The 22,231-nt window shown below is 62.6% G+C and carries 24 protein-coding genes; 16 read left to right on the top strand and 8 right to left on the bottom strand.

Annotated elements, in window-relative coordinates:
- Positions 1 to 126 precede the first annotated feature (126 nt).
- The 5 genes from FYJ44_RS01790 to FYJ44_RS01770 all read right to left on the bottom strand — a co-directional run bounded on the left by FYJ44_RS01790 (position 127) and on the right by FYJ44_RS01770 (position 5,183).
- Positions 127 to 897, bottom strand: a complete 771-nt coding sequence (locus tag FYJ44_RS01790; RefSeq protein WP_154508569.1) for a 4'-phosphopantetheinyl transferase family protein — start codon at positions 895 to 897, stop codon at positions 127 to 129.
- A 51-nt stretch (positions 898 to 948) separates the two neighbouring features.
- Entirely contained in the window at positions 949 to 3,330 is a 2,382-nt protein-coding gene (locus tag FYJ44_RS01785; protein ID WP_154508567.1) for an ABC transporter permease, read from the bottom strand.
- Positions 3,327 to 3,581, bottom strand: a complete 255-nt coding sequence (locus FYJ44_RS01780) for a hypothetical protein (RefSeq protein WP_154508565.1) — start codon at positions 3,579 to 3,581, stop codon at positions 3,327 to 3,329. Before FYJ44_RS01780 ends, FYJ44_RS01785 begins: the two co-directional genes overlap by 4 nt.
- 470 nt (positions 3,582 to 4,051) lie before the next feature.
- A complete protein-coding gene (locus FYJ44_RS14525; RefSeq protein ID WP_229772443.1) occupies positions 4,052 to 4,246 on the bottom strand; it encodes an amidohydrolase family protein in 195 nt (64 codons plus the stop codon).
- A 247-nt stretch (positions 4,247 to 4,493) separates the two neighbouring features.
- Complete coding sequence (locus FYJ44_RS01770; RefSeq protein ID WP_154508563.1) at positions 4,494 to 5,183, bottom strand: isochorismatase family protein; 690 nt, start codon at positions 5,181 to 5,183, stop codon at positions 4,494 to 4,496.
- A 524-nt stretch (positions 5,184 to 5,707) separates the two neighbouring features.
- On the opposite strand from FYJ44_RS01770, the gene FYJ44_RS01765 reads away from it, so the two are divergent.
- From FYJ44_RS01765 to ilvA, 14 genes are all read left to right on the top strand, one after another.
- On the top strand, positions 5,708 to 6,583 hold the full coding sequence (locus FYJ44_RS01765) for a c-type cytochrome (protein WP_154508561.1): 876 nt from the start codon (positions 5,708 to 5,710) through the stop codon (positions 6,581 to 6,583).
- 3 nt (positions 6,584 to 6,586) lie between these two features.
- A complete protein-coding gene (locus FYJ44_RS01760; RefSeq protein ID WP_154508559.1) occupies positions 6,587 to 7,939 on the top strand; it encodes a cytochrome ubiquinol oxidase subunit I in 1,353 nt (450 codons plus the stop codon).
- Positions 7,940 to 7,941: 2 nt separating this feature from the next.
- A complete protein-coding gene (locus FYJ44_RS01755) occupies positions 7,942 to 9,507 on the top strand; it encodes a c-type cytochrome (protein ID WP_154508557.1) in 1,566 nt (521 codons plus the stop codon).
- Between the two features lie 176 nt (positions 9,508 to 9,683).
- On the top strand, positions 9,684 to 10,685 hold the full coding sequence (tehA, locus tag FYJ44_RS01750) for a dicarboxylate transporter/tellurite-resistance protein TehA (protein WP_154508555.1): 1,002 nt from the start codon (positions 9,684 to 9,686) through the stop codon (positions 10,683 to 10,685).
- A gap of 147 nt (positions 10,686 to 10,832) precedes the next feature.
- A complete protein-coding gene (locus FYJ44_RS01745; RefSeq protein WP_195840918.1) occupies positions 10,833 to 11,633 on the top strand; it encodes a recombinase family protein in 801 nt (266 codons plus the stop codon).
- A gap of 283 nt (positions 11,634 to 11,916) precedes the next feature.
- Positions 11,917 to 12,489, top strand: a complete 573-nt coding sequence (locus tag FYJ44_RS01740) for a DUF2589 domain-containing protein (protein WP_195840917.1) — start codon at positions 11,917 to 11,919, stop codon at positions 12,487 to 12,489.
- Between the two features lie 150 nt (positions 12,490 to 12,639).
- Positions 12,640 to 13,305: a DUF2589 domain-containing protein gene (locus FYJ44_RS01735; RefSeq protein WP_154508549.1), complete on the top strand. Its 666-nt coding sequence runs from the start codon at positions 12,640 to 12,642 to the stop codon at positions 13,303 to 13,305.
- A 32-nt stretch (positions 13,306 to 13,337) separates the two neighbouring features.
- A complete protein-coding gene (locus FYJ44_RS01730) occupies positions 13,338 to 13,604 on the top strand; it encodes a hypothetical protein (RefSeq protein ID WP_154508547.1) in 267 nt (88 codons plus the stop codon).
- Positions 13,594 to 13,902: a hypothetical protein gene (locus FYJ44_RS01725; RefSeq protein ID WP_154508545.1), complete on the top strand. Its 309-nt coding sequence runs from the start codon at positions 13,594 to 13,596 to the stop codon at positions 13,900 to 13,902. Before FYJ44_RS01730 ends, FYJ44_RS01725 begins: the two co-directional genes overlap by 11 nt.
- A 2-nt stretch (positions 13,903 to 13,904) precedes the next feature.
- A complete protein-coding gene (locus FYJ44_RS01720; protein ID WP_154508543.1) occupies positions 13,905 to 14,273 on the top strand; it encodes a hypothetical protein in 369 nt (122 codons plus the stop codon).
- A 54-nt stretch (positions 14,274 to 14,327) separates the two neighbouring features.
- Positions 14,328 to 14,732 carry a hypothetical protein gene (locus FYJ44_RS01715; protein WP_154508541.1) on the top strand — a complete coding sequence of 135 codons (405 nt, stop codon included), beginning with the start codon at positions 14,328 to 14,330 and terminating at the stop codon, positions 14,730 to 14,732.
- Between the two features lie 10 nt (positions 14,733 to 14,742).
- The gene (locus FYJ44_RS01710) at positions 14,743 to 15,354 is read left to right on the top strand and encodes an N-acetylmuramidase family protein (RefSeq protein ID WP_229772442.1); all 612 of its coding nucleotides are present in this window, start codon (positions 14,743 to 14,745) and stop codon (positions 15,352 to 15,354) included.
- A 59-nt stretch (positions 15,355 to 15,413) separates the two neighbouring features.
- Positions 15,414 to 16,079 carry a hypothetical protein gene (locus FYJ44_RS01705; RefSeq protein ID WP_154508539.1) on the top strand — a complete coding sequence of 222 codons (666 nt, stop codon included), beginning with the start codon at positions 15,414 to 15,416 and terminating at the stop codon, positions 16,077 to 16,079.
- Between the two features lie 355 nt (positions 16,080 to 16,434).
- Positions 16,435 to 17,973, top strand: coding sequence for a threonine ammonia-lyase, biosynthetic (ilvA, locus tag FYJ44_RS01700; protein WP_154508537.1), 1,539 nt, complete (start codon positions 16,435 to 16,437; stop codon positions 17,971 to 17,973).
- Positions 17,974 to 18,090: 117 nt separating this feature from the next.
- Here the strand turns inward: ilvA and FYJ44_RS01695 are convergent, their stop codons facing one another.
- From FYJ44_RS01695 to FYJ44_RS01685, 3 genes are all read right to left on the bottom strand, one after another.
- Positions 18,091 to 18,591, bottom strand: coding sequence for a protoporphyrinogen oxidase (locus FYJ44_RS01695; RefSeq protein ID WP_154508535.1), 501 nt, complete (start codon positions 18,589 to 18,591; stop codon positions 18,091 to 18,093).
- 87 nt (positions 18,592 to 18,678) lie between these two features.
- A complete protein-coding gene (locus FYJ44_RS01690) occupies positions 18,679 to 19,998 on the bottom strand; it encodes a hypothetical protein (RefSeq protein WP_229772441.1) in 1,320 nt (439 codons plus the stop codon).
- Positions 19,974 to 20,945 (bottom strand): spidroin-2, encoded by a 972-nt coding sequence (locus tag FYJ44_RS01685; RefSeq protein ID WP_154508533.1) that lies wholly within the window; start codon positions 20,943 to 20,945, stop codon positions 19,974 to 19,976. The genes FYJ44_RS01690 and FYJ44_RS01685 overlap by 25 nt, the downstream gene beginning before the upstream one ends.
- 121 nt (positions 20,946 to 21,066) lie before the next feature.
- On the opposite strand from FYJ44_RS01685, the gene FYJ44_RS01680 reads away from it, so the two are divergent.
- Positions 21,067 to 21,648: a manganese efflux pump MntP gene (locus tag FYJ44_RS01680; RefSeq protein WP_154508531.1), complete on the top strand. Its 582-nt coding sequence runs from the start codon at positions 21,067 to 21,069 to the stop codon at positions 21,646 to 21,648.
- 35 nt (positions 21,649 to 21,683) lie between these two features.
- On the top strand, positions 21,684 to 22,094 hold the full coding sequence (locus FYJ44_RS01675) for an OsmC family protein (protein WP_154508529.1): 411 nt from the start codon (positions 21,684 to 21,686) through the stop codon (positions 22,092 to 22,094).
- Positions 22,095 to 22,231: the final 137 nt, after the last annotated feature.

Genomic DNA, 22,231 nt, shown 5'->3' with positions numbered 1-22,231 from the left:
GAACGTTAAGAATGTACATTCTTAACGTTTGATGACGCCCGCTTCGGCGTTTAACAGCGCAAACAAATTGCGCTTACGCCTTCGTGGCGGGCGGCTGCTTTTGCGGCCGCCGGGGCAAGGTAACTTTTAAATTGCTCCAGCGGCGTGCAGCCAGCGCAGGCTGATCGCCGGATGCGTCTCCGCTCTGCCGTACGCCAGGCAGAGCCAGTGCCCGGGGCAGACCAGAACCCGCCAGCGCAGGTTTTGGCCCTGGATGCGCAACAGGCCCGTGCGTCGGCCGTCCAGACCGCTGTGAATCAGAGCCGGATCAAGCGTCAGGCCCGTGCCCAGGGCTTTAAGCGCGGCCTCCTTGATGGTCCAGCGGCGTAGCGCCTCCCGGGCCGTTATGCTTGGTCCGGCCCCTCCGGCGAAGGCCCGCGCCGCCGGGGGCGGATTGCCCAGAGCCTCGGCGTCCAGCCCCAAACCCGTTTCCCGACCTGAGCCCGGATATGACTCGTATGCGGGTTCAGGTTTTCCTTTTTTCCACTCATGAGCACCGTCCCGCCGACGTCGCAGGGCGCAGAAAGCGGCCTGTCCGCTGTGGCTGAAGCCTACGCGCCAGCCGGGGAGCAGCGGACGGCCCAATGCATCTCTGTCCAGACGGATGTCGGGCCGCGATGCGCCGTCCAGAATCTGAAGCCCGCGCAGCAGCAGAAGGCGCGCCAGCAGGCGAGAGGCGCGCGCGGACAGGGCCGCTCCCTCCGGAGCGAAGCGCCGGAGATGGCGCAGTTGCTCCGGCGCAAGCCGGGGGATCAGCGTCGCTTCCCATATCCGACACAGAGCGCGCAGTCCAGCCTCTGAAACATCGGGCAGGACCGCGCCCAGAATCAATATTTTTTTCTCCGGAGCGTTACACATCAGGCATGTGCCGGAATTTTTTTGAATAAACGCGGGAAGCGCTGTTTATCGTCATTTTTTCACCGCGGGCAGCCACTGCTGCAACCAGACAGGCGCGCCTTCCTTCCAGAACCAGAATGCCAGACCCGCCGCCAGCAGCAGAAGGGCGGTCAGGCCCGCCGCCGGCAGCCAGGCCGGATATTTTTTACGCCGCAGTTGCGCGTGCAGACTGTAGGGATCGTCCAGAGAATGATGCGCGCCGGGCGGCAATTGCCCCACGGCCGTGAGGGCCGCGCCCATGGTCATGTTGATGGGAGCGCCGTTGTTCACGGCCCAGCCCGAGGCGTCCAGCAGGGGGCCCAGGCTGCGGCGGCGCAATTTGAACCAGGCCAGCAGCATGGACGGCCCGGAAATGCAGACAAAGAGAATCAGCAAAGCCACGGGCCACCACCAGCCCAGGGAAAAGATGGAATTGGCGATATAGGCGAAGGCCGCGCTGACGACGCTGATGCCCACACTGAAGGCCGCGAAGATGCCCGCGCCTTTGGCGAAATCAAATGTGGCCTTGGGCGGAGCCCCGGCGGCTGTGGACGAGGCGTCAGCCTTGAAATCTTTGTCCAGAACGCTGACGGCCTTGCTGGAAGCCTTGGTGATGGCCTCGTCCTTGGCGGCCACCAGTTTTTGCAGCTGTTCGCCCACCATGGCGCCGAAGCGCAGATACGGGGCCCACATGGCCTCGCGCAGACTGATGGGATTGCGCACCAGGCGGAGCATGCTGGTGTCCCAGTCCCGGCCCGCGTTGTCCACGAAAATGCCGTGGCGGCCTTCGATCAGGGCGTCGGTGCCGCCCGCGGTCAGGGCCGCGGCGATGAGACTGGTTTTTTCCTCGCCGCTGCCGCTGGTGCGGCGGCATTCGCAGTAGACCAGACAGAGATGGCTTTGCGCGGCCAGCCGCACATGGGTGTCCAGATCCGTGACCGGCACGCAGAGATAGCAGGCCCGGCTGTCCAGATAGAGGGTGCCCGCCAGGAATATGGCCTGGCGCTCCGGGTCGTAAAAATCCGCGAATGAAACGAAGTTCATCAGCAGGGTGTAGAGATGAACGTGCAGCAGGGTCAGCTTTTCCAGATCGCGCACGGCGGCCATGCGCGGCGCGGCCAGATCCCGGCGCACATAGTCGGCAAAGGCGTGCTCCGCGCCGCCGTCCAGCAGGGCGTCGAGCTCGGCGGAGGAAAGGCTGTCCAGGGCTTCTTCCGGGGCCACGGGCAGAAAGTCGCGTTGCAGGGGATCGTCCTCCCCGGCCAGGGCCAGAGGCGGCAGACCGGGAAATTCCGCGCGTCTGGCGTCATCCGGCGGACGCTCGTAGCCGGGCTTCCGGGCCAGCAGCTCGGCATACGGCGCAAAGCGCTCCTGAATGGCCCGCCAGTTTTTTTCGTTCAGGCTGTCCGCCGGGACGGCTCCGCCATGTTCGCCGTCTCCATTTTCTCCGTCTTCGTGAATCAGTGGAGCCAGCAGGCGGCGGAAAGCGTCCAGATCGTCGCCCCAGGCCGGATTGACGCCGCGCGCCAGGGGCAGTGGCTGGTCCGGGGCCACCCTGGCCAAGGGCAGGCGGGCCAGGGCCTCCAGGGAAAACAGGGCCTGTCCGCCCTCGTCCGAGGGGGTGAGCTCCGCATCCTCGTTCAGGGCCGCCAAGGCCTGCGGGGCAAAGGCCGCCATGCGGCAGCGGTTGAAATAGTCGTCGATTTTGGGTCTCAGACGTTGCAGCAGGCTCCAGGCGGCGGAGGTTTCGTGCGCCAGCGGCAGATCCGCCTGATGTACGCTCTGCCGCCACGCGCGGGCCGAGCGCAGCCGTTCCAGAAAGAGTCCGGCCAGGGCGGAATCCAGACCGGGCTGCCCTGAATCGTCGCGTTTGCCGCCCACCACGGTCAGACCCAGACGGATGAAGCGGGCGGTCTGCTCGTCGTCCTTGTCCACGGAAGACGCCGGTACCACACCGTCGCCGTTGAAGGCGTAGTCCGTGACGGCGGCCAGAGCCGCGCCGGCCTGCTCCGGAGAAATCTCCCCGGCGTCGGTCTGTCCGCTTTTTTCCCGCACCAGCCGGGCGGCGGCCCGCAGTTCCGCGCCCAGGGGCGTGTCGTCGCGCAGATTGTCCAGCGGCAGGCCCGTATTGGGCTCCGTGAGCCGGGAAGGATGCCTGACCCGCTCGCAGACCCAGGCCACGGCGTTCAGAACGTCCGTCGAGCGGATGCGCCCGTCCTGGTCCGTATCCAGCAGGGTCAGGGTGCGGGCGTCGAATTCCAGCCCGCGCGTGGGGCAGCTCAGCGCCATCCAGACTTTGGGGTCCAGTTGACCCAGTTGCCGCCATTCCTCGTCCGTGCGTAACAGCACCTGATCCAGTCCGCCCATGCGGCGGAAGGAAAAGACGGGAGCGTCGGAAATGTCAGTCGTGTTCATTGTTGCTCCATATGCAAAATATAAAAAAGGGCGCGCACAACGCCCCCCTTGTTGTTTCGAGTACGGCTCCGGCGGTCGGCCGGAAACGCTTTCGCATGCCCGGCCGCATCATTGCTGCCGGGAGCATGGCTGTGGCTGTCTGTAAGCCGGTATGGCGACAGCCTCGGAATTTTCGTTTCCCGGCCCTTCAAAAAAGTACGGTGGCAGGAAAAAGAAAAGGAGTCAATGTAGGCGCCGCAGGGCAGACGCATCTAAAAAATCTTTATTTATTGACTAGATAGCTCAGTAGCGGGCAAAAAGGGGCAAAGCCCCTTTGCTCCGCCGGAGCGAAGCGCAGACGGATGATTGGTGTCGGGAGCATCCTAAAAAATAGGCTCTGTACTATAAAAGGGTTTATTTTATAATATATTGAAATGATTTAATATTATTAATAGAGTTTGGGTATTTGAGGTTATATTTTCCAAGAAAAATAACCTTCCGAACCATCCATAAACCCTTTTATAGTACAGAGCCAAAAAATAAGATTTTTCGGCGCAGACAAGGAAGATGGCGCTTTTTGCGCGGAGCGTACTCCAGTACGCAAGCAGCAAAAAACGCCAGATGACGCCGCCAGCAGCCGGACCACGACCTGCAGTTCGCCTTCCATTTCCGGGCCGCAGTATTGATTTCGTCCAGGGGGGCATGCGGCGTTCGGCGAACTGGAATGCGCTCCAGCCGCCCATCATGCGCACCCATTGCGGGGTCGGAGTGGCTCCGCCTGGGCCTTGAGCATGCGCAGGGCGTCGGCCAGAGAGGGCACGTCCTCCCTGCGCAACTCCAGGTTGTAGCTGAGGCCGCCCCGGATCAAATGCAGATGGGAGTCGTTGAGGCCGGGGATCAGAACGCGGCCGCGCAGCTCGACGGCTGTGGTTTTCAAGTTTGCCAGGCGCAGGACGTCCTTAGTCGTCGCCTACGGCCAGAAAGCGGTCGCCTTGACGGCTGCGGCGCGGGCCAGAGGCTTTTGGCGGTCCATGGTGTGGATATCGCCGTTGTACAGAATGAGATCGGCTGCGGTCATATATGCTTCTTTGCCGGAAACGACTGTTAGGGGGGGGGCGTGAAAAGACACGGGCCGGAACCGCGGCAGGGTTCCGGCCCGCATGAATGCGAGATGCGCGTAAAGCTTAGAGCTGGGTGGGGGCCTTGACTATCTTGCCCTTCCACTGGCCGCGCTGGGGCTGCTTGTGAACCATGGTGTAAGCATAATCCACGCCCATGCCGTAAGCGCCGCTGTGGGTGCGGACGATGTCCATGACCGCGTCGTAGGTGTCGCGCTTGGCCCAGTCACGCTGCCATTCCAGCATGACCTGCTGCCAGGTGACCGGATGGGCCCCGGCCTGGATCATGCGCTGCATGGAGTATTCCTGGGCCATTTTGCTGGTGGCGCCGCAGACGTCGGCCACGATGTAGGGTTCAAAACCGTCCAGCATGGCGGAGTTGCAGGCCGTGTTGATGCAGACTTCGGTCCACAGGCCGCACATGACCAGTTTTTTGCGGCCCACGGCCTTGATGTCGTCGCGCAGCTTTTTGGAGTCCCAGGAGTTCATGCTGGTGCGTTCGTAAACGTCAGCCTCGGGAAAGATGCTGGTGATTTCCGGGAAGGTGAAGCCGCTGAAGCTTTCCGTTTCCACGCTGGTGATGAAGGTGGGCACGTTGAAAACCTTGGCCGCCTTGGCCAGGGCCACGGCGTTGTTCTTCAGTTCCTGGCGGTCGATATTGGCGACGCCGAAGGCCATTTGCGGCTGCAGGTCGATCATCAGCAGAATGCTGTTCCGGGGGCTGAGTTGTTCCAGAATGGAAGTGTTGGTCGTCATGTGAAAATTCTCCTTATGTAGACGCCGGAGGCCTGAAAGGGGCCTTCAACGGCGGAAAAACCGGACACGGAGCTGGGTATTGGCTTTGAATTGCGTGTCCGGCGGCGCTTTCGTGGACATGGTGCACATCCATTTCAGCTAATGAGAAGCATACACTTTTTCAATAATAAATCCACTCCTTTTTCCAGCGGCCGCTGCTTGCGGATGCCGCAACGGCTGGCGCGTGCGTTTTCAGGTCGTGGGCCCGGCATCCGGGCCCGATTTTCGCCGTCCGGAGCCCCCGTCGTTCAGGGAGGGACCGCCATATCGGGGGTATCCATGTTGACTTCCCGATGCGTTATGGTACCCCCTATATAGAATATTCACACTGTGAATTATTCTAATGTGCTGAAATTTTTATAAAAATATCAGAATATCGTTCACCTCAACCGACTCTTATCTCTTACGGAGCCGCTTTCGATTTACACTTTCCCCCCCTGTGGCGGATTCGCAGTCCGCCATAATTTCCATGAAATGGAGTGACAATGAAAAACCGTAATATTTATTTTGCCCTTGCGCTGGCAATACTTTTGCTCGTGTTCGGCGTTTGGCTGCTGACTTTTTTCCGCTCCACGCTTGCGACCAAGCGGCTCGCCCAGGAAGACGCGGCGGTGAAGCAGAGCGCCGCGCCGCCGTCCGCCAGGCCTTTTTTCAACCCGCCGCGCCCCGAGGACGCGCCGGAAAACATCCGCGCGGAAGTGATGCTCGGCTACAAAATTATGACCGAGACGAAAAAATACGCCGGAGAGTATTCCAAGAATGATCTGTCCTGTTCCAGCTGCCATTTTGACGGCGGCAGAAGTCTGAACACCATTTCGCTGGTGGGCGTGGGCGCCACGTACCCGCGTTTTCGCGGCCGCCAGGATTATACCGTGGACCTGGCCATGCGCGTGCAGGACTGTTTCCAACGCAGCATGAACGGCGTGGCCCCGGCTCTGGACAGCCAGGTCATGCAGTCTTTGCTGGTCTATATGCAGTGGATATCCAAGGACATTCCCATTTACTCCAAGCTGCCCTGGGCTCTGCCCGCCGATCTCGGCAATCCGCACAAAGCCGATCTGGGCAACGGCGGCAAGGTCTACGCGGATGTTTGCGCGCGTTGCCACGGCGACGCGGGCCAGGGCACGCCTATCGCACCGCCGCTCTGGGGCGAGGGTTCCTACAACGACGGGGCGGGCATGCACCGCGTCAGCACCTTTTCCGTTTTCGCCTGGCGCTTTATGCCCAAAAACGCGCCTTCGCTGACGCAGGAGCAGGCCATTGACGTGACCGGTTTCGTCAACGCCCGGCCCCGGCCCCAATTCGTGTCCGCCGGTCCCGACAAGATCAAGCGGGTGATTCCTCTGCCGGAGGGAAAGTGAGCCATGATCTTTCCCATCCTGCACATTCCCGGCCTCGGCGACGGCATGACCATCGCCCTTGACGCCGTTTTACACGTCCTCATCAGTCACGGCCTGGCCATCGGCCTGATGAGCATGCTCGTTCTTTTCCAGACGCTGACCTGGCTGGGCAAAGGCCCGTCCTGGGCGCGGATCAGCCGCAGCCTGCTCGGACCGGTCGTGGTGGTCACCACCTCCATCGGCGCGGTCACCGGCGTGGGCATCTGGTTCATCACCGGCGCGCTGGCTCCTGAGGGCATAGGCTCGCTGATCCACCTCTTTTTCTGGCCCTGGTTCATTGAATGGGGCGCGTTCACTACTGAAGTGGCGCTTTTGCTGGTCTACTACTACCTCTGGGATCGGCTGGCCCAGGACCGGCCCGGCGTTCTCGTTGCGTTGGGCTGGGGGTACGTGGCCGTGGCCGTGAGTTCGGCCTTTCTGATTTCGGGCATTCTCGGCTTCATGCTCACGCCTGACGGCTGGCCCTGGGGCCAGACCTTCCGCGAGGCCTATTTCAACCCCACCTTCCTTCCGCAGTTCTTCCTGCGCGTGGCGGGTGGCCTGAGCCTCGGCGCGCTCTGCCTGCTGGCCTGGATCGCCTGGCGCTTCACCGGGGCCGGAGAGGAACGCCGCCGGGCCCTGCGCCTGACGGGCGCGGTTTTTCTGGGCGCGTCCCTGATCACGGCGGCCTGCGCCTTTGTCTACTTTTCCAGGGTGCCGCAGACCTATCTCACCCACTGGAAGTTCGCGGCGGCCACCTCGTATCTGTCGCAGTCGCCGCACCTGCTGCCCGCGCTCAATGGCCTGGCCGCGCTCTGCATCCTGACCACGGCCCTGACGGCCCTGTTGCGGCGGAAATGGCTGTGCCGACTGCTGTGCATCCCCACCGTCATTCTTTGCGTGGGGCTGGTTATGGAATTCGAGCGCATCCGCGAATTCGTGCGCGGTCCTTATCTGCTGCCGGGCTACATGTACGCCAACCAGATTCCCATGGCTGAAAATCTGGCCCTGGCCGCCGGAAATCAGGCTCTGCTGCCGCGTATGCGCTGGATCAACAACGCCGCCGGGCTGTCGCCGGAAAGCAGGGACGGCTGTGCCCTGTTCGCGGCCAATTGCGGCGTCTGCCATACCGAAGACGGCATCAACGGCATCCGTGAGCGTCTTGCCGGGCGCACGCTGGACGGCATCAACGCCATCACCGGCATCACCCAGAATCTGGCGCCGTTTATGACGCCGTTCAGCGGTTCCGATCAGGAACGTCTGCTTCTGGCCAGCTATCTCTATACGCTGGCCAACCGGGATTCACGCCTTCATCAACTGGACCCCAGGGAGAAGTAGACATGACTGAATGGAACGATCTTTTTCTCAGAATGCCCCTGCCGGAATCCTGGCAGAACGGCTTGCTTTTCATCAGTTTCGGCCTGCATCTGTTCTTTGTGCTGCTCATGCTCGGAACAGCGCTGCTGGGTCTTTTGTTCTTCCTGCAACAATGGCTCGCCGGGGAGGGGAGCGACGATTCCCGGCTCTGGAACAAGGAGGTCGTGCACACGCATCTGGGCCTGAAAAGCCTGGCCGTCGTGCTGGGTGTGGCCCCGCTGCTCATCGTCCAGGTGCGCTATTCCTACGCCTTCTTTACGGCCACGGGGCTGTTCTCCTATGCTTGGCTGGCCGTGATTCCTTTGCTGATCGTCGCTTTCCTGCTCATTGACGCCTTCGGGCACAATCTGGCGGGCAGGTCGTGGCTGGCGTTCATCTGCGGGATTCTAGGCGTGGGCGCGCTGCTCACGGTGCCGGCCATCTTCACCGGAGCCCTGGCGCTGATGGAGCGACAGGCGCTCTGGCCCCGCTTCGCGGCCGAAGGGTTCAGTGCGGACGGCGCGTTCGCGGCGCACTGGCTGTTGCGTTACCTGCATGTGCTGGGAGCGGCGCTGGTTTTCGGCGCGGCCTTTCACCTCTTCTTTTCTACCAGAAAGCACCCGGAAAAAGCGCCACGCCTGCGCAACTGGCTGTTCGGCGCGACGCTGGCCCAGGTGATCATCGGCATTCCCCTGCTGTTCTCCGTGGGCGCGGACCTGAACTGGCCCGTCATCTGGGCCGTGACCGTGGGGGCGGCCGCCGCCATGCTGGCGCTCCGGGCTTTGCGCTCCGCAGCCGCGCCGCCGGTCATCGGGCCGCGCGTTCTGCTGGTCCTTTTGCCGGTGATCTTCGCCGCCATGCTGGTGGCCCGTCAGTTTCTTCAGGATCAGGTGCTGGCGCCGGGCCATGCCCAGGCCGCAGCCGCGCGCGAAGAGCGCTCCAAGGCCCTGGCTCCCTTCCGGAAGCAGGCTCTGGAGGCATTTACGGTCAAGCTGGCTACGGTCTATGACAATGGCGAAACCATCTACGACGGCGCCTGCCTGCCCTGCCACGGCGCGGCCGGACGCGGAGACGGCCCGGCCGCCGGGCGTCTGCTGGTGCCCGCCGCCGATCTTGCCGCCATCCGGGCGGACCGGGACTATGTCTACGGCATTCTGAAAGAGGGTACGCCGGGATCGGCCATGCCCTATTTCCGTCTTTATGACCGGGAAAAGCTGGACCGGCTTCTGGATACGCTTTCCAGACGCTTCTCCATGTTCGCGGCCGCTACCCAGCCCGCGCATGAACCCGGTCCCGCGGCCAAGGCGGCTTGGGCGAACACCTGTTCCGTCTGCCACGGCCCGGACGGCGCGCCCAGCTCCTTCGGGCGCACCCTGCTGCCCGCGCCGCCGGATCTGCGCCGCTTCGGCCTGACGCACCAACGGGCCCTGGCCGTGATCACGGAAGGGTATCCGGGAACAGCCATGCAGCCGTACCGGGAGTTGCCCGGGGAAGTCCGCCGGGATCTCGCGGATATCAGCAACTCCTTCCGCATCACGCCCGGCAGATAGAAAACAACCTTGCCTTGCCGTATGACGCGCCCCCTGTCCCCACTTGCGAAGCGGACGGGGGGCGCGTCCTGTTCAGAGGTGATTGCGGCGGGGCGCGGCGTTTTTTTGTCCGTCTTGCCATAAGCGCATGCCTGGCTTATCAGAAAGGATAATCTTTAAGATACATGGAGGCGGATATGGCGGAACGGGCTCTCACGCCGCTGGACGGGTATTTCCCCATCCCGGCCGCGTATTTCGGCATGGTGCTGGGCATCATCGGCATGGGGTCGGCCTGGCGTTTCGCCGCGGCGCACTGGGCCTTGCCCGCCGTGGCGGGTGAATGCCTGATGGCTCTGGGCGTGGCTGTCTGGCTGGTCCTGACCTGCGTGTTCATCTATAAATGGCTGTTCCGCCGCGCGGCGGCGCTGGCCGAGGTGCGGGACCCCATTCAGTGCTGCTTCATCAGCCTTTTTCCCGCCACCACCATGCTGGTGGGCGTGGCCGTGGCTCCCTACGCCAGACCGCCGGCCTTCTGGCTGATCGTGCTCGGCACGGTGGGGCAGCTGGCCTTTGCCGCCTACCGCAGCGCCGGACTCTGGCGGGGGCGGCACACGCCGGAAGCCACCACGCCGGGCGTGTATCTGCCCACGGTGGCCAGCAACCTGATCAGCGCCATTGCGCTGGGCAGCCTGGGCTACGGCCATTGGGGCTTTCTCTTCCTGGGAGCGGGCATTTTTTCCTGGCTGAGCCTGGAGCCCGTGATTCTCGCGCGCCTGCGCACATTGGGCGAACTGCCCAAGCCGGTGCGCCCGACCATCGGCATTCAGCTCGCTCCGCCCCTGGTGGCCTGTACGGCCTACCTGTCGGTTAACGGCGGGGTGGCGGATATTTTCGCCCAGGTGCTTTTCGGCTACGGCCTGCTGCAACTGATCTTCCTGGCCCGGCTGCTGGTCTGGACATTTGAACAGCCTTTTTCTCCTTCCTTCTGGAGCTTCTCCTTCGGCATTTCCGCCCTGTCCGCATCCGCATTGCGTTTTCTGGCGCACGATCCGAACAGCCCCATCGCCCTGCTGAGCTGGCCCATTTTCATCTTTTCCAATCTGGTCATCGGACTTTTGATCATCGGCACGCTGATCCGCATTCTCCAGGGCAGGTTTCTGCTGCCCCGGCCCCGCCCGGCGGGCGGCCCCGCCGCCTGATTCCGGCGAGGAGCGCCGCCATGCCCGCATGTAAAAAGCGGCCGCGAACACGCGGCCGCTTTTTACATGCGGCCTATGATCCCGGCGTGGCAAATCGGGCGGCGCGGCCCTGGGGGGCGGATCAGGTGCGCAGCGGGAGGATCATGCATGCAGTATGTGGCGTATTATCGGGTCAGTACGAAACGGCAGGGTGAGAGCGGTCTGGGCCTGGACGCGCAACGGGCCATTGTGCGGCATTTCGCGGGCAACGCCGTGTTGGCGAGTTATGTGGATATTGCTTCCGGCAAAAGCATGGTCAACAGGGCACAGCTCCATCTGGCGCTTGAGCATTGCCGCCGCCTGAAGGCCGGGCTGGTGGTGGCCAAGGCGGACCGCCTGTCCCGCAACGTTCAGGATGCCTTGAGCATTCTGGACTCCCTAGGCGGACGGCTGGTCTGTTGCGACTGCCCCGGCACGGACCGCTTTACGCTGACTATCCTGTTTGCGCTGGCCGAACGGGAGCGGGAACTGATCAGCATCCGCACCAGATCCGCCCTGGAGGCCAAACGCCGCCGCGAAGGCAGGCAGAAGATCAACGGCCGGGAAAAGGGCGCGGATCTCAGCGTGGCGCGGGCGGCGGCCAGACTGATGCGTGAAAAAAAGGCTCTGGAGCGGGCCCAGGCTCCGGCCAGCTATGCGGAGAAATGGCTGGCCCGGGGCTGTTCGCTGGCGGATATAGCGCGCCAGCTCAATGAACTGGGCCATGTCTTTCCCACGCCATCGGGTCGGGGCTGCTGGTCGGCCTGCCAGGTGGCGCGGGCCTTACGGCGTTGGGAAGCGGAAAAAAACGCCTCGCGGGCGCCCCGGATGCGTGAACGCTTCGGAGTTGGGGATAGTTATAAGGAAAAATATATTCAATGGCTGCCGAAATATAAAATTTTTGTTGACAGTATCGAAGAAATTTGTTGAGAATGACAACAACAAAATAAAAACGGGGGTTTTTATGATGTTATAAAAATGATATATATTGTATTATACAATTAAATATTGATTGCATGAAAAATATATTATTGTGGACTCCTTTTTTTTATTGAATATCGAAAATATTAATTGACCCATATATTTTCTGAAGCGGAATAACTTCTCCGTTTCAACAATGAAAAAGCCCGGAATGCGTGCAGGCGCGTTCCGGGCTTTTTTGCGGCGCGCGCTCCGGAACAGGATAAAAACCGGGGTTTCAATCATGCGGCGGATGATAGCACTCAAATCTTTACTGGAGGCCGTGGCCGGCGCCCTGGTGGGCGCGCAGAACGGCATCGACTGGCTGCAACTCAAGCACCTTCGGGATTTTCTGCACGGCGACGCCACGCCCAGAACCATGAAATTCCGCCTGCCCGCGCCGGGCGCGGAGGAGGATGCGCTCACCGAATACCACGCGCCGCTGCTTTCGCTGGTTGCGCCCCAGATTCTGGGCATCAGCAGCGCGGAGCTGGATTTTCAGGTGGGCCTCGGGGACGTGGAATTCGAATCCGGCAGGGAACTGCCGCCCCAGATGCGTTTTATGGACATCAAAAAAGACGCTTCTTCCGGGGCCATGACCTACCGCACGCCCAAGGACATTCTGGTGGACACTTCGGCCCCCGGCGGCAAGAGCGCGCCGGGCGCGCTGCATATCAGACTCAAGGTGCGGGGCGTGGAACCGCGGGACGGCTATACCCGCCTGCTGACCCTGCTTTCACAGCAGCAGGGCGGCAATTTCGACCCGCCGGACGCGTCCGCTGAAAACGGCCCGGCCCGCGCCGCCGCCACTGCGGACGCTGAATAAATCATTGCTGCCGTCCGGCGCGGGGGCGGCAACGGAACGCCTTGGGGGAGGTCACGGACAGACCGTGAACGGCTCAGACAGCCCATAAACGGATCACAGCGCCGCCGTTGGACGGCGGGGGCCGTGATTCACAACGCAAAGGAGTGTCCCATGAGTGAGATTACTGACCAATTTAAGGGCCTGCCCATGAAGGATCTGATCGGTGGCCCCCTGCAGGCGGCCTGCGAAGCCCAGGTGCTGCTGGCCAAAGCCACGGCGGATTTTATCCAGAACGTGGGGCTGGTGGACGTGGACGGCGTGTCCCAGGCGCGCCAGGTGGCTTTCAGCTTCACCCGGCCCGCCGGTCAGTCCGGCGAGGACGGAGCGGCGGCCTATCAGGAGGAAAAGGTCAACCTCTCCGTGCCGCTGCTGGCCATCCTGAATGTGCCGTCGCTCTCCGTGCGCAAGGTGGACATCACCTTTGACATGGAAGTGAAATCTTCCTTCTCCTCCAAGGAGAGTTCGGACAAGAGCGGCAGTCTGGAGGCCAACGCCGGTCTCAAGATCGGTCCCTTCCACATGGACGTGAAGATCAACGGCTCTATTTCGTCCCATAAGGAAAATACGCGTTCCTCGGACAATTCCGCCAAATACCACGTTCAGGTGCTGGCCGAGGATACCGGCATGCCTGAAGGCCTGTCCCGCGTACTGGACATCCTTCAGAGCGCCGTCGGCCCGCGCTCGGTGGAAGCCCCGAAGCCCGCGTCGCTACCGGGCGGCGCCGTCGCCGCTCCGCTGGAGGCCGAGAGCCGTCCTGTTGCTGAAGCGGCCGCATAACCGAGGATTCTGAAACCCGGCGGAGGAAGATCATGCTGGATATGTCGGAAGTAGGCTTTCTCAAGCGCGTGGTGGTGGGCAACGACAATCCCAACCGCTTCCGCGAGCCAGAAGAAGTGGAGCGAGCCGTGGCTTTTCTCAACCGCTGCCTGAACGAAGCGCCCAAAGGGCGCATCGTGGGTTCGGAGAAAAATTTCACGCTGCTCCAACTCGGCGAGCATCAGGTGGTGCTGCAATGGACAGTCTATCATGTGGGCTTCAAGCGCAAACCCTTCTGGATGGATGACGATGCGCGCTGAACCGTGCCTGGGCCAGTTGGCCGACGCGCTGTTGTCCGGTCTGCCGCGTTTGTCCGGCCCGTTCAGCCCCGCCTTGCTGCGGGCGCGTTTGGCCTGCTTTCTGCCCGGCTGGCGTGAAGGCGCGGACTGGCGGCGGCAGCCGGTCAGGTTGAAGCGGCCCTGGTGGCTGATCTTCCCCGTCCGGGTGCGGACTGTGGTTTTTCTGGTGGCGGGCCGGGCGGTGCCCCGCGTCTACATTGACGGCAAACTTGTGCACCGTGAACCGGCCGCCGCTCAACCCTCAACCAAGGAGCAATGAATATGAACACCATCGCAAAGGACATCAGCATAGGGCTTAGCCTGGATAACGAAAATCTGTCCTCCCCGGACGTGCTGGTCAACCGCAATGCCGTATTGGCCGTCTTCAAAAGCGCGAAGCAGGAGGGCGGCGCCTGGATCATACCGGCCGGTACCGGCCGGGTGGCCGTGTTGGCCAAAAAAAAGACCAGCGGCCGCAGCCTGTGCACGATCTTCGCCGCCGAAGCCTTTGCGGCGGGCGCGTCCTACAAGGCCGTGGAGGACAAGTACGCCGGAGAGAATGCCGCCGGGAGCGAAGCGGACCGCCGCCTGGTCCTGACGCTTGAAAACGGCCAGGCCGGACCCGCGCCTGCGGAACTGGGCAAGCCGTAGCCACGAAGTACAAACAGGGCGGGCGGCAAAACGCCCGCCCCAGGAGGAAGAAGTATGCTCAAACGAATGCCTTTCCCGCTGTTGGCCGCGCTCTTGCTCTGTCTGGCGCTGTCCGGCGGCCTGGTTCCGGCCGCCGGGGCCGCCGGGGCGGGAGAGAAAGATATCTGTGTTCGTTTCCAGTCCGGGGATCCCAGTTCCATGCCTTTCTCTGTGCTGGCCGGTCCGGATACGGATATGTATCACCTGAGGAATGTAGTGAAAACAGGCGATAAAGGCTGGTGCTTCGGTTCCGGCGACAACTATGTGGGAATCAAAGCTGAGGCGGATGGCGTGTACAGCGTCATCACGTTCTTCGAGCGTGGGACCTTGCGCAATACGGTCGTCTATCAGGTTATGTGGGACGGCGGGAGGTTTTGTCTTCAAGATGGCGATACCGAACTGTCGCCGGTGAATAAGTAAGGAGTCAGGCATGGAGACACAAGACAAGATGCTGAAGGATCAGGATTACGCCACAGCCGCGCGGGAGCTGGGCGTGGAAGAGGCGCGCATCCGGGCGGTTTGCCGGGTGGAATCGGCGGGCGACGGCTTCCTTGCGGACGGGCGGCCCAAGATACTGTTCGAGGGCCACATCTTCTGGCGCGAACTGAAGGCCAGAGGCCTGGACCCGGTGGTATTGGCCAAGGATCGTGCGTGTCCGGACATCCTCTATGAAAAATGGACCAAGGCTTTCTACAGGGGCGGCGCGGGCGAGTATGAGCGCCTGGAGCGCGCCTGCGCCATTCAGCGCGAAGCGGCTCTGAGCGCGGCCTCCTGGGGGGCGTTCCAGATTATGGGCAACAACTGCAAGGCCTGCGGCTGCGCCGGAGTGGAAGACTTCGTCAAGAGCCAGGAGACGGCGGCCGGGCAGTTGGCGGCCTTTTGCGCCTTCATCCGCTCCAACAAAAAAATGTATGCGGCGCTCAGCGCGCCTCTGCCGGATTGGGTCACCTTCGCCCGCTGCTACAACGGCCCCGCCTATGCACAGAACCAGTACGATAAAAAACTGGCCGAAGCGTATGCGAAGGCCGGGGGGAAAGCCTGAACGGCAGGCTGTTTTTCCACAAATATACGGCTATCACTGTGACAGAAAAGGAGAAAACCATGAGTATGACAACGAATGATTTTTTTAAGCAATTGCCAAAGATTTACCCGGATATAGATCTCGGCCTCAGTGATGTGAGGCTGGCCGTGTGCAGGCATCTCTATGAGAATGCCGCCAAAGGAACATCGCCTTATTATCTGGGGAGGCTGCATGACAGGGAGAGCGAATTGGGACCGGTCAATTATTTCCCCCTTGCCATGAAGGCGCCTGAGGTCATAAGCCTTGTGGGTGATGATGACCTCAGGGCAAGCAATCAGGTTCAGGTCGGCGAAGTGTTGGCTATGAACGATAAAGACTGGACTATTGTGGCCAACGATTGCTGGATGCTCGGCGGCATTCATAATGAGAAGGAATATATTTTATTGGGCTCCGGCGGAATCACCGATGAAAAACTCCAACAGTTCCTGTGCGATATGGTGAAATCAGATAATGAACATCACCCATTGTCCGTTACGGGGCGGGAAATTCTCGGTCTGGGTATGTTTGGATATCATGTTTCCCGCAAGCCCGCCGACTCTCACATTTTTTTTACCTGCAAAAATACGCAGTATGCGGCGGTTGCGCACTGCAGCGGATATCACGCCACAATAGTCCAGATAGAAGAAGAGTTGAAGGTGGGTAGGGATAAACAACTGCAAGTTATTCTCAGTAGGCTCTGGGCATAGTCCGGCCTGCCGAAAAACGGCAGCCGCTGGTGCGGGCATCCATCCTGGTGGCAGCCCGCATACAATAATGTGAATCACAATCCTTTCGCCGTCTGACCCTGGCGGACAATGATCCGCACAGCGGATCAGGGCATCCGTTTCGCCTCCCCCCGCCGGATGCCCGTACTCGGTGGGGCCGCGTCTGACGCGGCCCCATCTTTTGACGTGCCGGGGAAAAGTGATGCGTGATTGAGGCTTGAGAAGCGCGCGCGCCGGGTGTACACAGAAAAGATTACGCGCACGGCCCGGCGCGCCGCCCACCGGCGCGGGATTCCGGCCCTCCGGGCGCGGTTTTTACCCAGTCGAGGACATATCCATGCACGATCACAGCGATTATCTGAACCGCATTCTTTTGAGCCGCGTCTACGACGTGGCGGTGGAAACGCCCCTGGACGAGGCCGTGAGCCTGTCGCGGCGGCTGGGCAACAAGGTGCTGCTCAAACGGGAGGATTTGCAGCCGGTCTTTTCCTTCAAGCTGCGCGGCGCGTACAACAAGATGGCCCGCCTTTCGCCCGAGGAACTGCGGCGCGGCGTCATCGCCGCCTCGGCGGGCAACCACGCCCAGGGCGTGGCCCTCTCGGCCCAGCGCCTGGGCTGTGAGGCCACGATCGTCATGCCCGTGACCACCCCGGCCATCAAGATTTCGGCGGTGCGGCGGCTGGGCGGGCAGGTGGTGCTTTCCGGCGAGTCCTTCAGCGACGCCTGGCGGCATACCCAGGACCTTATCCGCCAAAGCGGCGCGGTGTTCATCCCTCCCTTTGAAGACCCGGACGTGATTGCCGGGCAGGGCACCATCGGCATGGAAATCCTGCGCCAGCACCCGGACGATATCCACGCGGTCTTCGTGCCCATCGGCGGGGGCGGCATGGCTGCGGGGGTGGCCGCCTACATCAAGCATCTGCGTCCGGATATCCGGCTCATCGGCGTGGAGCCTGTGGATTCCGACGCCATGCGCCGCTCCATCATGGCGGGTTACCCGGTGGAACTCAGCGAGGTGGGCCTGTTTGCCGACGGAGTGGCCGTGAAGCTGGTGGGCGAGGAAACCTTCTCTCTCTGCCGTGACCTGCTGGACGACATCATCACTGTGGACACCGACGCCATCTGCGGGGCCATCAAGGACATTTTCGAGGACACCCGCGTGGTGGCCGAACCCGCCGGAGCCTTGTCTTTGGCCGGTCTGCGGGCCTATGTCGCCGCCGGCGGAGTCAAGGACGCCACTCTGGTCGCCATCGTCAGCGGCGCGAACATGAATTTCGACCGCCTCAGCCATGTGGTGGACCGCTCGGAAATCGGCGCGGAACGCGAGGCCCTGCTGGCCGTGACCATTCCGGAAAAGGTGGGCAGCTTCCGCCATCTCTGCGCGGCCATCGGCAAACGCAGCATCACCGAACTGTGCACCCGTTTTGCGGACCCGGAAAAGGCCCGGGTGCTGGTGGGCATCAAGATCAAGGGGCGCGGGGACGCTGCCGAGGTGCTGGCCGATCTGCGCGAACAGGGTTTCAGCGCCAGCGACCTGAGCGACAACGAACTGGCCAAGCTGCACCTGCGGCATATGGTGGGCGGCAACGCGCCGCAGGTCGCCAACGAGCGCCTGCTGCGCTTCGCCTTCCCGGAACGGCCCGGCGCGCTGCTGGACTTTATGGACGCCATGCGCGTGGAATTCAATATCACCCTGTTCCAGTACCGCTATCACGGGGCCGACTACGGCCGGGTGCTGGTGGGCTTTGACGCGCCCGAGGACCAGCGCGAGGCATTTGAGGACTTCCTGGCGCGGGTGGAGCGCATGGGCTACCCGCATGTGGATGAGTCGGACAATCCGGCCTACAAGATGTTTCTGGGCTGGCACGACGCATAGGGGCCGCCGGACGCGGCAACAGGCGGATGCGGAGCAAGGAAGCACTCTTCCGGTGCAGCCTTGTTCCGCATCCGCCTGTTTTTCACTAACTGCGGCTGGCGGCTGACTGCCGACCTGTTATCTTCCCAGTATGGCCCTGGCCTCGGGCGTCACGCCCCTGAGGCTGTCCACGACCTTGTCCGCGCCGATCTGATCCGGATCCTGGGCGATGATGATCAGAATCCGTTCCGGCGTGGCGGCGACCCTGGTGACAGCCTGGCCTTTGACGGTCTGGTTGCGCGGCACGCCGCTGAACGTCCAGAAGCGGCCTTCCTGACTGGGTTCGGAGGTGTCGCCCTGCAGTTCGGTCATTTTGCGGGCGAAGTCTTCGGCCGTGGACTTGGGCGTGTTGGGCAGCAGATAGATGCTGATCTGGGCCAGAAAGCGTTCCTGTTCCTGATCCTGCTTGCCCAGCACCAGCATGTATTCATCCTGGTTGCCGGTGCTGAAGGCCGTGCGTTCCTGTCCGTCCCAGCCGTCGGGCAGATCCGCGCTGAACTGGCCGAAGTCGCGGTTTTCGGCCTGGGCCGGAATTGCACAGCAAAGCAGAAGCAGAAGCAAACAAATACGGCGCGCCATGTGGTCCCTCCGTGGCGGTAAAGTGGAACGATCCTGCGTCAGGATAAGCCCTGAAGCGCCGCCGGGCAAGCCCGCGCGGACGGCCGCTCATTCGTCCCAGTGTGAAATGGCCGCGAAAATACGGCGGTCCACCTGGTTTTTGTGGGCGTCCAGGCGTCCCTCCCGGCGTTCCCTGGCCAGGCTCAGGTGTACGGCCAGCAGATTGTCCCTGGCCTCCCTCCGGGCCTCGGTTTCCGGGCTGAGGCTCAGGCGGCAGACCCAGTCCAGGCTGGGACCGTGCGCGGCCAGGGCCGTGAAATCCTCAAATAACACCAGTTGCCAGAACGTCTCCCAGTTGATGAACATCCGGCGCAGAAAAGCCAGCTGCCGGTCCTGGTTCAGGGGACTCCAGCGGGCCAGGCAATAGGCTGTGAGTGTTTTGCGCAGGGGGCTGTCTTCCGGCGCGGCGCGTTTAAGCAGCCAGGCCCGCAGGGGGCCGGGGGCCTCCAGTCGTGCCGCGTAAAGCATGGCCGTGGCGCTGACGTCCGGGTCCGGGTCGGCGAAAAGCGGCAACAGGGCCTGGGCCAGATTGCGCGCGCTCACAGGCGCGGACGGCGGCAGGGACGCGCGGCGTAGGGTGCGCGCCCCACGCCATTTGGCGTCGGCGGCCATTTTGAGCTGCGGCGGGCCGTCGCGGGCCAGGTCGCGCAGGAGGGTGAGCGCCAGGCTGTTTTCGTAACGGCAGAGGGAGTTTTCCAGGGTGAGCAGGCGGGCCAGATCACGCGGATTGTCCGGAAAGGCGCGCACAAATTCCAGGGCCGCCTCCGGAACGGCCTCTTCGCCGTTCCAGGCCACCACGGCGGCCAGTTTGAGCAGGCGGACGTCCGGGCCGTCGTCGGGGCGCAGGCTCTCCAGCGCGGCACGGCCTTTTTCGGCAGAGGTCATATCCCTGGCCAGGAGCAGCGTTCCCAGGCTCACCAGCGGATCCGGGGAGCGGGCCAGCTCCAGAAAATCCTGGCAGGGCCAGGCGCCGATGGCCGCGTAGATTCTGTCCGCCGCCCGGATCAGCCGCATGGGGTCCACAGCGCGCAGGCGTTGGCGGGCGGCTTGCCGCAGGGCGCGGTTGTCGGCCCGCGCCAGGCCCAGCAGCCAGTCCAGGGGCGCGTCGCCGGTGAGGCGCAGACTGGCCGCAAAAGCCGCCGCTTCCGTGGGGAAAGCGTTGATGAAGTCTTGCTGGGCGGCGGTCTTGTCCGGCGCAATCCGGGCCGGGGCCAGGATGAGCAGCAGCCGGACGGCATCCGCTGTCTCCCGGAGGGCGGCATCGTCCCTTGCGACTCGCTCTGCGGCGCCGTCGGTCAAAACGCATGGCAGACCGCAAAACAGGGCGGAGGCCAGGCAGAGCGTCAGAATGCGGATTGCGCGAACCATGCGGACAACATCAGGATGGAGGGCAGGCTTTCTCCGAGCGCCAGCAGCGCGACGCCCAGCCCGATGAGCCAGGAGCGGCGCAGGGGATTGGCCATGCCCAGCAGCGTGCCCCAACAGGCCACGGCCGCCGTAAGCGGAATCAGGGCATAGGCCTGTGCCAACAGCCAGTCCGGCGGCGTGCCCCGCAACAGATAGCCCAGAATTATCCCCCAGCGGTCCAGGCAGAAGGGGATATAGCCCACTGTGGCCCAGAGAGCGCACCAGCGCGTGGCCAGGGCCGTCTGAACCTCGTCGAAACCGGCCGCCGCCGCGCCGTGCCGCGCGCGCAGCAAAAAGAGCAAGGCCAGGGCTCCGGCCGGGGCGAAGGCCATGAAATATTTGTGCAGGGCGTTGCTGAACACCGCCGTTGCCGCCTGGCCGAGATCCATGCCCGGCGGCAGGGCGATGAACGGCCAGTCGCGGAGGACGTAGGTGGAGAAAAGGCACAGGGCCGTCAGGCCGCAGAGCCACAGCCGTCCGTTGATCATGCTTGTGGTGTAGCGGTCCTCCTGCGGACGGCGGCGCGGGGGCAGGGGAGCGCCTGCGCAGGCGCGGCGAAGCAGACCGGCGCAAATGATGCCGGTCAGCCAGAGCAGGAGGGGCAGGCTGTAGGACAGCATGGCCGGACTGCCGAAAGAAATGTCAGTCATATTGTGACCGGCGGCGCGCAGGCCGGACAGCAGACCGTACAGGGAGCCAAGCATGACAGGCAGGCCGAGCCAGGACAGGCCGAAGGCCAGCCCGGCCAGCCGGGACGCGCCATAGGCGCAGAAACGGGCCTGAGCGCGCCGTCCGATGAGCAGGGTCAGCGCGATTATCAGTGGCAGGGCTGCGGCGGCGTTCATGCCGATGCCCAGCAGGCTGTTGCACCATAACGGTAGGATGGTCCAGAGCGAAAGAACTTGCATGGGCCGTTTTGTACCCTGCGGCGGGGGGATCCGCAAGGGGCGGGCTTGCTCCCGGCGATGGCTTTACTTATACTGATGCGCTTGCGTTCCGCAGGGATGCGCCGCGCCGTGGGGATGAGATATGCCGTTGTATACTGTTTTGCTGCTGGCCGTGGCCCTGTCCATGGACGCCTTCGCCGTGGCGGTGGCTTCAGGTTGCGCCCTGCGCGCGCCGGATCCCCGCCACTATGTCCGTCTGTCCGCCTGCTTCGGCTTTTTCCAGTTTCTCATGCCCGTGCTGGGCTGGTATCTGGGCCTGTCCGTGCGCGAATACATGGAGGCCTGGGATCACTGGATCGCCTTTGCCCTGCTGGCCTGGGTGGGCGGCAATATGCTCCGTTCCGCTCTGAAGCCGCTGAAAGACCGCGAATGCAGTTGCCCCGCCACGGACCCCGCCGCCGGGCGCAACCTGTGGATTCTGGGGGTGGCCACCAGTCTTGACGCGCTGGCCGTGGGCCTGTCCTTCGCCTTGCTGCAAACGCCCATCTGGGGACCGGCGGCGCTCATCGGCGTGGTCTGCGCCCTGATCACGGCCTGCGGACTGTATCTGGGCAAATCCCTGGCCCGGCTCTGCGCTCTGAACGGCTGGGCCGAGCTGCTCGGCGGCCTGACCCTGCTGGCCATTGCCTGCAATATTTTACGGGAACATCACGTTTTTGACTAATCAACGAAGCAACCTCATAATATAAGGAGAAGCGCATGGCTACCATCAGCGCCAAGTATCTGGGCGATCTGCGCGTGGAATGCACGCATATGCAAAGCGGCACGAAGATCATCACCGACGCTCCGGTGGACAATCACGGCAAAGGTCAGGCTTTTTCGCCCACGGACCTCTGCGCCACGGCCTTGGGCGCCTGCGCCATGACCATCATTGGCCTGTATGCTCAGAATCACGGTGTGGATGTGACCGGCGCGGAAATGGAAATCACCAAGAGCATGAGCGCGGACCCTCGCCGCATCGGCAAAGTGGAAGTGATTTTCACCATGCCTGACCGGCCGTACAGCGAAAAGGAAAAAATCGTCATGGAGCGCGCCGCGCACACCTGCCCCGTGCATTTGAGCTTGCATCCGGACGTGGAGCAGGTCTTCACCTTCAACTGGCGGCAATAGCCCGCCATTTTTTCCGTGTTTCCCAGCGGTCCGGCTCCGGCATGGAAGGGGGGCCGGACCGCTGGCAGTCCTCTGGATTATGAGGATTATCTCATAAAATCAGGCTGTTGACTTGTATTGATCAAAACATGGCGGCG

Source organism: Desulfovibrio porci (genome assembly GCF_009696265.1).
GTDB classification, from domain to species: domain Bacteria; phylum Desulfobacterota; class Desulfovibrionia; order Desulfovibrionales; family Desulfovibrionaceae; genus Desulfovibrio; species Desulfovibrio porci.
This window is presented reverse-complemented; position numbering and strand designations above follow the sequence as displayed.

Bases quoted from the DNA above. Each gene is read 5' to 3' on its own strand.
- FYJ44_RS01755 (WP_154508557.1), top strand. From the start codon at position 7,942: ATGACTGAATGGAACGATCTTTTTCTCAGAATGCCCCTGCCGGAATCC.
- FYJ44_RS01675 (WP_154508529.1), top strand. From the start codon at position 21,684: ATGGCTACCATCAGCGCCAAGTATCTGGGCGATCTGCGCGTGGAATGC.
- FYJ44_RS01730 (WP_154508547.1), top strand. From the start codon at position 13,338: ATGCTGGATATGTCGGAAGTAGGCTTTCTCAAGCGCGTGGTGGTGGGC.
- FYJ44_RS01735 (WP_154508549.1), top strand. From the start codon at position 12,640: ATGAGTGAGATTACTGACCAATTTAAGGGCCTGCCCATGAAGGATCTG.
- FYJ44_RS01715 (WP_154508541.1), top strand. From the start codon at position 14,328: ATGCTCAAACGAATGCCTTTCCCGCTGTTGGCCGCGCTCTTGCTCTGT.
- tehA (WP_154508555.1), top strand. From the start codon at position 9,684: ATGGCGGAACGGGCTCTCACGCCGCTGGACGGGTATTTCCCCATCCCG.
- FYJ44_RS01790 (WP_154508569.1), bottom strand. From the start codon at position 897: ATGTGTAACGCTCCGGAGAAAAAAATATTGATTCTGGGCGCGGTCCTG.
- FYJ44_RS01695 (WP_154508535.1), bottom strand. From the start codon at position 18,591: ATGGCGCGCCGTATTTGTTTGCTTCTGCTTCTGCTTTGCTGTGCAATT.
- FYJ44_RS01745 (WP_195840918.1), top strand. From the start codon at position 10,833: ATGCAGTATGTGGCGTATTATCGGGTCAGTACGAAACGGCAGGGTGAG.
- FYJ44_RS01765 (WP_154508561.1), top strand. From the start codon at position 5,708: ATGAAAAACCGTAATATTTATTTTGCCCTTGCGCTGGCAATACTTTTG.
- FYJ44_RS01685 (WP_154508533.1), bottom strand. From the start codon at position 20,945: ATGCAAGTTCTTTCGCTCTGGACCATCCTACCGTTATGGTGCAACAGC.
- FYJ44_RS01705 (WP_154508539.1), top strand. From the start codon at position 15,414: ATGAGTATGACAACGAATGATTTTTTTAAGCAATTGCCAAAGATTTAC.
- FYJ44_RS01740 (WP_195840917.1), top strand. From the start codon at position 11,917: ATGATAGCACTCAAATCTTTACTGGAGGCCGTGGCCGGCGCCCTGGTG.
- FYJ44_RS01690 (WP_229772441.1), bottom strand. From the start codon at position 19,998: ATGGTTCGCGCAATCCGCATTCTGACGCTCTGCCTGGCCTCCGCCCTG.
- FYJ44_RS01720 (WP_154508543.1), top strand. From the start codon at position 13,905: ATGAACACCATCGCAAAGGACATCAGCATAGGGCTTAGCCTGGATAAC.
- FYJ44_RS01710 (WP_229772442.1), top strand. From the start codon at position 14,743: ATGGAGACACAAGACAAGATGCTGAAGGATCAGGATTACGCCACAGCC.
- ilvA (WP_154508537.1), top strand. From the start codon at position 16,435: ATGCACGATCACAGCGATTATCTGAACCGCATTCTTTTGAGCCGCGTC.
- FYJ44_RS01760 (WP_154508559.1), top strand. From the start codon at position 6,587: ATGATCTTTCCCATCCTGCACATTCCCGGCCTCGGCGACGGCATGACC.
- FYJ44_RS01780 (WP_154508565.1), bottom strand. From the start codon at position 3,581: ATGCGTCTGCCCTGCGGCGCCTACATTGACTCCTTTTCTTTTTCCTGC.
- FYJ44_RS01725 (WP_154508545.1), top strand. From the start codon at position 13,594: ATGCGCGCTGAACCGTGCCTGGGCCAGTTGGCCGACGCGCTGTTGTCC.
- FYJ44_RS01770 (WP_154508563.1), bottom strand. From the start codon at position 5,183: ATGACGACCAACACTTCCATTCTGGAACAACTCAGCCCCCGGAACAGC.
- FYJ44_RS01680 (WP_154508531.1), top strand. From the start codon at position 21,067: ATGCCGTTGTATACTGTTTTGCTGCTGGCCGTGGCCCTGTCCATGGAC.
- FYJ44_RS01785 (WP_154508567.1), bottom strand. From the start codon at position 3,330: ATGAACACGACTGACATTTCCGACGCTCCCGTCTTTTCCTTCCGCCGC.